This window comes from Streptomyces antimicrobicus, assembly GCF_020532625.1.
GTDB classification, from domain to species: Bacteria; Actinomycetota; Actinomycetes; order Streptomycetales; family Streptomycetaceae; genus Streptomyces; species Streptomyces antimicrobicus.
On sequence record NZ_JAJAUY010000188.1, the window covers coordinates 1 to 9,734 of the forward strand.

At 71.6% G+C, this 9,734-nt stretch carries 7 protein-coding genes; 6 read left to right on the forward strand and 1 reads right to left on the reverse strand.

The features are described 5' to 3' along the window. The first annotated feature begins 148 nt into the window (after positions 1-148). The 6 genes from araB (at position 149) to LG632_RS28140 (ending at position 8,236) form a co-directional block, all read left to right on the forward strand. A complete protein-coding gene (gene araB, locus LG632_RS28115) occupies positions 149-1,834 on the forward strand; it encodes a ribulokinase (protein ID WP_226730452.1) in 1,686 nt (561 codons plus the stop codon). 119 nt (positions 1,835-1,953) lie between these two features. Continuing rightward, complete coding sequence (araA, locus tag LG632_RS28120) at positions 1,954-3,465, forward strand: L-arabinose isomerase (RefSeq protein WP_226730454.1); 1,512 nt, start codon at positions 1,954-1,956, stop codon at positions 3,463-3,465. A gap of 220 nt (positions 3,466-3,685) precedes the next feature. Then, positions 3,686-4,780 (forward strand): multiple monosaccharide ABC transporter substrate-binding protein, encoded by a 1,095-nt coding sequence (gene chvE / locus LG632_RS28125; RefSeq protein ID WP_308109339.1) that lies wholly within the window; start codon positions 3,686-3,688, stop codon positions 4,778-4,780. 99 nt (positions 4,781-4,879) lie between these two features. After that, the gene (mmsA, locus tag LG632_RS28130; protein ID WP_226730455.1) at positions 4,880-6,427 is read left to right on the forward strand and encodes a multiple monosaccharide ABC transporter ATP-binding protein; all 1,548 of its coding nucleotides are present in this window, start codon (positions 4,880-4,882) and stop codon (positions 6,425-6,427) included. Positions 6,428-6,430: 3 nt separating this feature from the next. Then, on the forward strand, positions 6,431-7,666 hold the full coding sequence (gene mmsB / locus LG632_RS28135; RefSeq protein WP_226730457.1) for a multiple monosaccharide ABC transporter permease: 1,236 nt from the start codon (positions 6,431-6,433) through the stop codon (positions 7,664-7,666). Between the two features lie 63 nt (positions 7,667-7,729). Continuing rightward, a complete protein-coding gene (locus LG632_RS28140) occupies positions 7,730-8,236 on the forward strand; it encodes a universal stress protein (protein ID WP_226730459.1) in 507 nt (168 codons plus the stop codon). A 58-nt stretch (positions 8,237-8,294) separates the two neighbouring features. Here LG632_RS28140 and aspA read toward each other — a convergent pair whose 3' ends face one another. Next, positions 8,295-9,704, reverse strand: coding sequence for an aspartate ammonia-lyase (aspA, locus tag LG632_RS28145; protein WP_226730462.1), 1,410 nt, complete (start codon positions 9,702-9,704; stop codon positions 8,295-8,297). Positions 9,705-9,734 lie beyond the last annotated feature (30 nt).

A 9,734-nucleotide genomic window follows, 5' to 3' on the forward strand; every position in this document is an offset into this window, starting at 1 on the left:
GGGGGGGGGGGGGCGCCCCCCCCCCCCCACCCCTCCCCCCGCGACGGAAATCCACGGAGGAACCCGTGCACACCTCTTGCCCCGCCTCATTGTTAGCGCTAACACTACGGAGGGCCGCGCAGCCCCGGCTCCCTCGAAAGGCACTCCCTTGACCTCATCCCACCCCCTCGCGCCCACCCCGTGCCCCGCCGAAGCGGAGCGGTACACGGTCGGCGTCGACTTCGGCACCCTGTCGGGCCGCGCCGTGGTGGTGCGCGTGCGCGACGGCCAGGAGCTGGCCGCGGCGGTCCACACCTACCGGCACGGCGTCATCGACCGGCAGCTGCCGCACGGCGGGGCGCGCCTTCCTCCGGACTGGGCCCTGCAACACCCGCAGGACTGGCGGGACGTACTGCGCCACGCCGTCCCGGAGGCCGTGGCGGCGGCCGGGATCGACCCGGCCGCGGTGATCGGTATCGGCACCGACTTCACCGCGTGCACCGTCCTGCCCGTGCTGGCCGACGGAACCCCCCTCGCCGAGACGGAGCTCGCCGGACGGCCGCACGCCTGGCCCAAGCTGTGGAAGCACCACGCGGCGCAGCCGCAGGCCGACCGCATCAACGAACTCGCCCACGCCCGCGGGGAGAAGTGGATCGCCCGCTACGGCGGCCGGATCTCCGCCGAGTGGCAGTTCGCGAAGGCCCTCCAGGTCCTGGAGGAGGATCCGCTCGTCTACGAGGCCTGCGCGCGGTGGATCGAGGCCGCGGACTGGATCGTGTGGCAACTGACCGGAACCGAGTCCCGCAACGCCTGCACGGCCGGATACAAGGGCATCCACCAGGACGGCGCCTATCCGAGCGAGGAGTACCTGGGCGCGCTCGACCCCCGGTTCGCCGACTTCGCCCGCACCCGCCTCGCGTTCCCGCTCTCCGCGCTGGGCTCACGCGTGGGCTCGCTCAGCACCGAGGCGGCGGCCCTGACCGGGCTGCGCCCCGGCACCGCCGTGGCCGCGGGCAACGTCGACGCCCATGTCACCGCGGCGGCGGCCCAGGCCGTCGAGGACGGCCGGCTGCTCGCCATCATGGGCACCTCCACCTGCCACGTGGTGAACGCTCCGGTCCTCGCCGAGGTCCCCGGCATCTGCGGCGTCGTGAACGGCGGGATCGTCGAGGGGGCCTACGGCTACGAGGCCGGCCAGAGCGCGGTCGGCGACATCTTCGCCTGGGTGCTGGACCAAGGCCTCCCGTCGGACTACCTCGCCGAGGCCGCCGACCGGGGCGAGGACCTGCACACCCTGCTGACCCGCAAGGCCGCCCGCCAGCCGGTCGGCGGGCACGGGGTGGTCGCCCTCGACTGGCTGAACGGCAACCGCTCGGTCCTCGTCGACCACCACCTCTCCGGAGTCGTCGTCGGCCTCACCCTCGCCACCCGCCCCGAGGACGTCTACCGCGCGCTGCTCGAAGCCACCGCGTTCGGCACCCGGATCATCGTCGAGGCCTTGGAGAGGGGCGGCATACCGGTCCACGAGTTCATCGTCGCCGGCGGCCTGGCCAGGAACGACCTGCTCATGCAGATCTGCTCCGACGTGCTGCGCCGCCCCGTCTCGCTCGCCGCGTCCGACCAGGGCCCCGCCCTCGGATCGGCCATCCACGCCGCCGTGGCCGCCGGCGCGCACCCCGACGTGCGCACCGCCACCGCCGCCATGGGCCGCCGCCGGCCCGCCGTCTTCACGCCCGACGCGGCGCGAGCCGACGCCTACGACGCCCTCTTCGCCGAGTACCGGCTGCTGCACGACCACTTCGGCACCAGCGGCCTGCTGCACCGCCTGAGGAACATCCGCAACACGGCACGGTGAACGGGCCGGCCCCGCCCTTTCGTCGGCCCCCGCTCCCCCGCTTCCCCGCTCCCCCGTTTCCCCGCTCCCTCGCCCCGCCGCCCTCGACGCCGTGCGGGACGCCACCTTCAGGAGTCCATGTGCCCAGCCCCACACCCCCCGCCCAGGAGATCTGGTTCCTCACCGGCAGCCAGGGCCTGTACGGGGAGGAGACGCTGCAGCAGGTCGCCGAACAGTCACGGCGGATCGCCGCCGTGCTGGCCGACGTACCCGGCCTACCCGCGCGCGTGGTGTGGAAGCCGGTCCTGACGGACGCCGGCTCCATCCGCCGGACGTGCCTCGACGCCAACACCGACGACCGGTGCATCGGGCTCATCGCCTGGATGCACACGTTCTCGCCGGCCAAGATGTGGATCGCCGGCATGGACGCGCTGCGCAAGCCCCTGCTGCACCTGCACACCCAGTCGAACGTGGCCCTGCCCTGGGACACCATCGACATGGACTTCATGAACCTCAATCAGGCCGCCCACGGTGACCGCGAGTTCGGACACGTCCAGGCCCGCCTCGGTGTCCCCCGCAAGACCGTGGCCGGCCATGTCAGTGATCCCGTGACGACCGCGCGCGTCGAGACGTGGGCGCGGGCGGCCGTCGCGCGGTCCGAACTGGCCACCCTCAAGGTGGCCCGCTTCGGCGACAACATGCGCGACGTGGCCGTCACCGAAGGCGACAAGGTCGAGGCCCAGCTGCGCCTCGGCGTCTCCGTCAACACCTACGCCGTCAACGACCTGGTGGAGGTCGTCGACAGCGCGGACGAGAGCGAGGTGACGTCCCTCGTCAAGGAGTACGAGGACCTGTACGACCTGACGCCGGGCCTGCGGCCGGGAGGCGAACGCCACCACGCGCTGCGGTACGCGGCCCGCATCGAGGCCGGCCTGCGCACCTTCCTGGAGACGGGCGGCTTCGGGGCCTTCACCACCAACTTCGAGGACCTGGGCGGACTGCGTCAACTGCCCGGCCTCGCGGTGCAGCGGCTCATGGCCCAGGGGCTCGGATTCGGAGGAGAGGGCGACTGGAAGACCGCCGTCCTGCTGCGGGCCCTCAAGGTGGCCGCCACCGGTCTCCCGGGCGGCACCTCGTTCATGGAGGACTACACCTACGACCTGACGGCCGGGCAGCAGCTCGTGCTCGGCGCGCACATGCTGGAGGTCTGCCCCACGCTCGCGGCCGCGCGGCCCCGCTGCGAGATCCACCCCCTCGGCATCGGCGGGCGGGAGGACCCGGTGCGCCTGGTGTTCGACGCCGCCCCGGGCCCCGCCGTCGTGGTCGGTCTCGCCGACCTCGGCGACCGCTTCCGCCTGATCGCCAACGACGTCGACGTGGTGGCGCCGCCGCATCCGCTGCCCGCGCTGCCCGTCGCCCGCGCGGTCTGGCGGCCCCGTCCCGACCTGCGGACCTCCGCCGAGTCGTGGCTGACGGCCGGAGGGCCGCACCACACCGTCCTCAGCACCGCCCTGACCGCCGACCATCTGGACGACCTGGCGGAGATGCTCCGCCTGGAACTCGCCCTCGTCGACCACACCACCACCGCGCGGCGGTTCCGGCGCGAGCTGCGCTGGAACCAGGCGTACTACCGGCTGGCCCGGGGTCTGTGAACCGGGCGGTCCCGCCCCACCGTCCTGCGCCGTCGATGATCCCGAACAGACCCTTGACGGCGTTCTTGTGAGCGTTAACACTCAGGTATCGCCAGGCCGGAGCCGGTGCGCCCCCCGACGCGCACAGCGCGAGAAACGGCTCGTCCGGCTCCGCTCGACCCGCTTCCGGTCGCCCAGCCGGGTCGCACCGTGCCGGTCGCGGAACATCACTGGAGGAATCGTGCGGAAGCTTTCAGCGGGCCTCGTCGCCGTGGGTCTGTCCCTGTCGCTGGCGGCCTGCGGCCAGAGCGCCAACGGAGCGGGCGGCGGCGCGGCCGGCAAGGACGCCGAAGGAGGCCTCGTCGGCATCGCGATGCCGACCAAGTCGTCGGAGCGCTGGATCGACGACGGCACCAACATGGTCAAGGAGTTCCAGGCCAAGGGGTACCGGACCGACCTCCAGTACGGCGACAACGTCGTGGAGAACCAGGTCTCCCAGGTGGAGAACATGATCACCAAGGGGGCCAGACTGCTGGTGATCGCCGCCATCGACGGTTCCTCGCTCACCAACGTGCTGCAGAAGGCCGCCGACGCCGGCATCCCCGTCATCTCCTACGACCGGCTGATCCGCGGCACCGCGCACGTCGACTACTACGCGACCTTCGACAACTTCAAGGTCGGTGTCCTGCAAGGCAGTTACATCGTCGACAAGCTCGGCCTCAAGGAGGGCAAGGGCCCGTTCACCATCGAGCTGTTCGCCGGCTCGCCGGACGACAACAATGCCACGTTCTTCTTCAACGGTGCGATGAGCGTCCTCAAGCCGTACATCGACGACAAGAAGCTGGTCGTGCAGAGCGGCCAGACCTCCTTCAACCAGATCGCCACACTGCGCTGGGACGGCGGTCTCGCCCAGTCCCGGATGGACAACCTGCTGAGCAAGTCGTACACCACCGCCCGGGTCGACGCCGTGCTCTCGCCGTACGACGGCATCTCGATCGGCATCATCTCGTCGCTCAAGGGCGTCGGCTACGGCACCGGCCGGCCCCTGCCCGTCGTGACGGGCCAGGACGCCGAGCTGGCCTCGGTGAAGTCGATCATCGCGGGCGAGCAGACCCAGACCGTCTACAAGGACACCCGCCAACTGGCCAAGGCAGCCGTCCAGATGGGCGACGCGCTGCTGACCGGCGGCAAGCCCGAGGTCAACGACACCGGCCAGTACGACAACGGCGTCAAGACCGTACCGGCGCAGCTGCTCCAGCCGGTCAGCGTCGACAAGGAGAACTACCGCAAGGTCCTGGTGGACAGCGGTCAGTACACCGAGGACCAGCTCAAGTAGCCCACGGGGTCCGACCGGCGGGCCCGGTGCCGAACCGGCGGTGCGACGCCCGGGAGACCGCCCGGCACCGCACCGCCCCGACGATACGGATGAGCAACCATGGCCCGACCCGTTCTCGAGATGCGGTCGATCAGCAAGACGTTTCCCGGGGTCAAGGCCCTGTCCGAGGTCAACCTGACCGTCGCCGCCGGGGAGGTGCACGCCCTCTGCGGGGAGAACGGCGCCGGCAAGTCCACCCTGATGAAGGTGCTCAGCGGGGTCCACCCGTACGGCAGCTACGACGGCGAGATCCGCTTCGAGGGCGAACCCTGCCGGTTCCGGGACATCCGCTCCAGTGAGCAGCGCGGCATCGTCATCATCCACCAGGAACTGGCGCTGGTGCCGTACCTGTCCGTCGCCGAGAACATCTTCCTCGGCAACGAGCACGCCACCCGGGGCTTCATCAGCTGGCGCCGGACGCTGACGCACGCCGCCGCGCTGATCCGGCAGGTCGGACTCGACGAGAGCCCGCACACCAGGATCGCCGATCTGGGCGTCGGCAAGCAGCAGTTGGTCGAGATCGCCAAGGCACTGGCCAAGAAGGTCAAGCTGCTCATCCTGGACGAGCCGACGGCCGCCCTGAACGACGAGGACAGCCGCAAGCTGCTCGACCTGATCCTCGCGCTCAAGGCGCAGGGCGTCTCCTGCATCCTCATCTCGCACAAGCTGAACGAGATCGCCCGGGTCGCCGACGCCGTCACCGTCCTGCGCGACGGGCGGACCGTGGAGACCCTCGCGGTCGGTTCCGAGGGGGTGTGCGAGGAGCTGATCATCCGCGGCATGGTCGGCCGCGACCTGGAGCACCGCTACCCCGAACGCACCCCCGAGATCGGCGAGGTCGCCTTCGAGATCGAGGACTGGACCGTCCTGCACCCGATCGACCAGCGGCGCAAGGTGGTCGACGGCGTCTCGCTGAACGTCCGCCGAGGCGAGATCGTCGGTGTCGCGGGTCTCATGGGCGCCGGCCGCACGGAACTGGCCATGAGCGTCTTCGGCCGCTCGTACGGACGGTGGACCGGCGGCCGGGTGCGGCTGCACGGCCGGGAGATCCGGACCCGGACGGTGCCGGAGGCGATCGGGCACGGCATCGCGTACGTGACCGAGGACCGCAAGCAGCTCGGCCTCGACCTCGACGACGACATCAGCCGGAACATCACGCTGAGCTCCCTCGGCAAGGTCGCCCGGCGGGGCTGGGTCGACCGGCACGAGGAGGCCCGGGTCGCCGAATCGTTCCGGCAGAGCATGAACATCAAGGCCCCCTCGGTGTTCACCAGGACCGGCAAGCTCAGCGGCGGCAACCAGCAGAAGGTCGTCCTCAGCAAGTGGATCTTCGCCGAACCGGAGGTGCTGATCCTCGACGAACCCACCCGGGGCATCGACGTCGGCGCCAAGGCCGAGATCTACACCGTCGTCGCCGACCTCGCCGCCCGGGGCGCGACGGTCCTGCTCATCTCCTCCGAACTCCCCGAACTCCTGGGCCTGTGCGACCGGATCTACGCCATGGCCGAAGGCCGGATCACCGGTGAGCTGAGCCGGGCCGAGGCCACCCAGGAATCCCTCATGCGGCTCATGACCATGAGCGCGGCATCCCCCGACAAGCAGGTGTGAGGCATGGCGCAGACCGAGACCACCCCCGACACGACGCCCCCCGCCCCGGAGCCGCGCCGACCCCCGTCGGCCGGTGCCGTACTGGCCCGAGCGCTGCGCGGGAACCTGCGCCAGTACGGGATGCTGGTCGCGCTGGGGCTGATCGTGGTGCTGTTCCAGTTCTGGACGGACGGCATCCTCCTCCAGCCGCTCAACATCACCAACCTGATCCAGCAGAACGGCTACATCCTCATCCTGGCCATCGGCATGATGATCGTCATCATCGCCGGGCACATCGACCTGTCGGTCGGCTCGCTCGCCGCCTTCGTCGGGGCCGCCGCGGCCGTGATGACGGTCGAGCACCACCTGCCGTGGCCCGTGGCGGTGGCGGCCGCGCTGCTGATCGGGGCCCTCGCCGGAGCCTGGCAGGGCTTCTGGATCGCCTTCCTCGGGATCCCCTCGTTCATCGTCACGCTGGCCGGCATGCTGCTGTTCCGCGGGGGGACCCAGATCCTCCTCCAGGGCCAGTCGGTGGCGCCGTTCCCCAAGGGCTTCCAGAACATCTCCAGCGGCTTCCTCCCCGAGGTCGGCCCCAGCACCGACTACCACAACCTCACCCTGCTCCTGGGTCTGGCGGTGCTGGCCGTCGCGATCCTCCAGGAGGTCCGCGGCCGTCGGCGGGCCGCCTCGTACGGGCTGGAACCGCTCCCGGCCGGGCTGTTCCTGGCGAAGCTCGCCGCGATCACCGCGGCCGTGGTGGCCTTCACGCTGCTGCTGGCCAGCTACCACGGCGTGCCGATCGTCCTGCTCGTCCTCGGCGTCCTGCTGGTCGGCTTCGGGTACGTGATGCGCAACTCGATCCTCGGCCGGCACACCTACGCCGTCGGCGGCAACGAGGCGGCGGCCAGGCTGTCCGGGGTGAAGAGCAAGCGGGTCGTCTTCCTGGCCTTCGTCAACATGGGCGTCCTCGCGGCCCTGGCCGGGCTGGTCTTCGCCGCGCGGCTGAACGCCGGTACGCCGCAGGCCGGCATCAACTTCGAGTTGGAGGCGATCGCCGCCGCGTTCATCGGCGGCGCCTCGGCGAGCGGCGGCGTGGGGACCGTCCTCGGCGCGCTCACCGGCGGTCTGGTGCTGGGCGTGCTCAACAACGGCATGTCACTGGTCGGCGTGGGCACCGACTACCAGCAGGTGATCAAGGGCCTGGTGCTGCTGGCGGCCGTCGGCTTCGACGTCTACAACAAGCGCAAGGCCGGCACCTGACGCGCGCGGCCCCGGTCGGGTGGCACTGTGGGTGTCACTCCCGCGATCGAAAGGCCGCACACCGTGACCGTCATCGTCTGGATCGTCGAGGGCACCTGGCCCGCCTGCGTCGACGCCGCGCGCGCCCACGCCCCGCAGGGGGCCGACGTCGTGCTGCTGCACGTGACCGACTTGGAGGCACCGGGCGTCGCGCACGGCGCCTACGCCGGTCTGCTGGGCCGCGCGGGCCCCGAGCGCGACCCCGGCACCCGGATGGAGCACCTGGCCGCCGCGGCGGGCGAACGGCTCCTGGCCGCTGCCGCGGAGCGGCTGGGCCGCCCGTGCACCCGGCAGGACCGCTCGGGCCGTGTGGAACGCGAGGTCGTGGCCGCCGCCGAGGGCGCCGACCTGCTCGTCCTCGCCCGCGACGGCGACCGCACCCACCTCGGCCCGCGCAGCCTCGGCCCCAGGAGCCGCTTCGTCGTCGACCACGCGCCGTGCCCGGTCCTGCTGGTCTGGCCGCAGACGGCGCCCGGGACGGCCGCCGTCCCGCCGCCGCCCCGTCCGCCACACCCTCCGCACCGCGGTTAGGCACGGGCCGTTGCCGCAGGGGCACCGGCGGATCCGCGCCCGGGCGGCGGCCGTCCGCTCAGGTGGCGCTCGCGCCGGTTCCCGCGATCACCTCGGGCCGCAGCAGGGCGGCGAGCGTCTCGGCCGGGAGCAGGCCCTTCTCCAGGACGAGCTCGGCCACCCCCCGGCCACTGGCGAGGGCCTCCTTGGCGATGTCGGTGGCGGCCGTGTACCCGATGTGCGGGTTCAGGGCGGTCACCAGGCCGATGGAGTTCTCCACGGTCGCGCGCAGCACCTCGGTGTTGGCCGTGATGCCGGCGACGCAGCGCTCCGCGAGGGTGAGGCAGGCGGCGCGCAGGTGCGTGACCGACTCCGACAGCGCGTGCAGGATGACCGGCTCGAAGGCGTTGAGCTGGAGCTGTCCCGCCTCGGCGGCCATGGTGACGGTGACGTCGTTGCCGATCACCTCGAAGGCGACCTGGTTGACGACCTCGGGGATCACGGGGTTGACCTTGCCGGGCATGATGCTCGAACCGGCCTGCACCGGCGGCAGGTTGATCTCACCGAGGCCGGCGCGGGGGCCGGAGGACAGCAGGCGCAGGTCGTTGCAGGTCTTGGACAGCTTGACGGCGATGCGCTTGAGCACGCCGGACATCTGGACGAACGCCCCGCAGTCCTGGGTGGCTTCGACCAGGTCGGCGGCGGTGACCAGCGGCAGTCCGGTGATCTCCGCGAGGTGGCGGCGGGCCGACTCGGCGTACCCGGCGGGGGCGTTGAGGCCGGTGCCGATCGCGGTCGCGCCGAGGTTGATCTCGTGGATCAGCTCGACGGCCTCCGCGAGTCGGCTGCGGTCCTCGTCGAGCATGACGGCGAAGGCGGAGAACTCCTGCCCGAGCGTCATCGGCACGGCGTCCTGCAGCTGGGTACGGCCCATCTTCAGGACGTCGTGGAACTCGCGGGCCTTGCGGGCGAAGGCCTCCTGGAGGACGCCCATGGCGTCGAGCAGGCCGTGCACCGCGCGGACGGTGGCGATCCGGACGGCGGTCGGGTAGACGTCGTTGGTGGACTGGCCGAGGTTGACGTCCTCGTTGGGGTGCAGGTGCCGGTACTCGCCCCGGGCGTGGCCCAGCAGTTCCAGTGCCCGGTTGGCGACGACCTCGTTGGCGTTCATGTTGGTCGAGGTGCCGGCGCCGCCCTGGAGGACGTCGACGACGAACTGGTCGTGCAGCTTGCCGCCGCGGATCTCCCGGCAGGCGGTGACGATCGCGGCGGCCTTCGCGGGCTCCAGCAGGCCGAGTTCCTCGTTGGCGAGGGCGGCGGCCTCCTTGACGGCGGCGAGGGCCTCGATCAGGTGCGGGTAGGCGGAGATGGGCGTGCCCGTGATGGGGAAGTTCTCGGTGGCGCGCAGGGTGTGGACGCCCCAGTAGGCGTCGGCGGGGACCTCGCGGTCTCCGAGCAGGTCGTGTTCGCTGCGGGTGGCGGCGGTCATGGCGGTGCGGGTCCTCTTCCTGAGGGGTGC

Bases quoted from the DNA above. Each gene is read 5' to 3' on its own strand.
- aspA (WP_226730462.1), bottom strand. From the start codon at position 9,704: ATGACCGCCGCCACCCGCAGCGAACACGACCTGCTCGGAGACCGCGAG.
- mmsA (WP_226730455.1), top strand. From the start codon at position 4,880: ATGGCCCGACCCGTTCTCGAGATGCGGTCGATCAGCAAGACGTTTCCC.
- mmsB (WP_226730457.1), top strand. From the start codon at position 6,431: ATGGCGCAGACCGAGACCACCCCCGACACGACGCCCCCCGCCCCGGAG.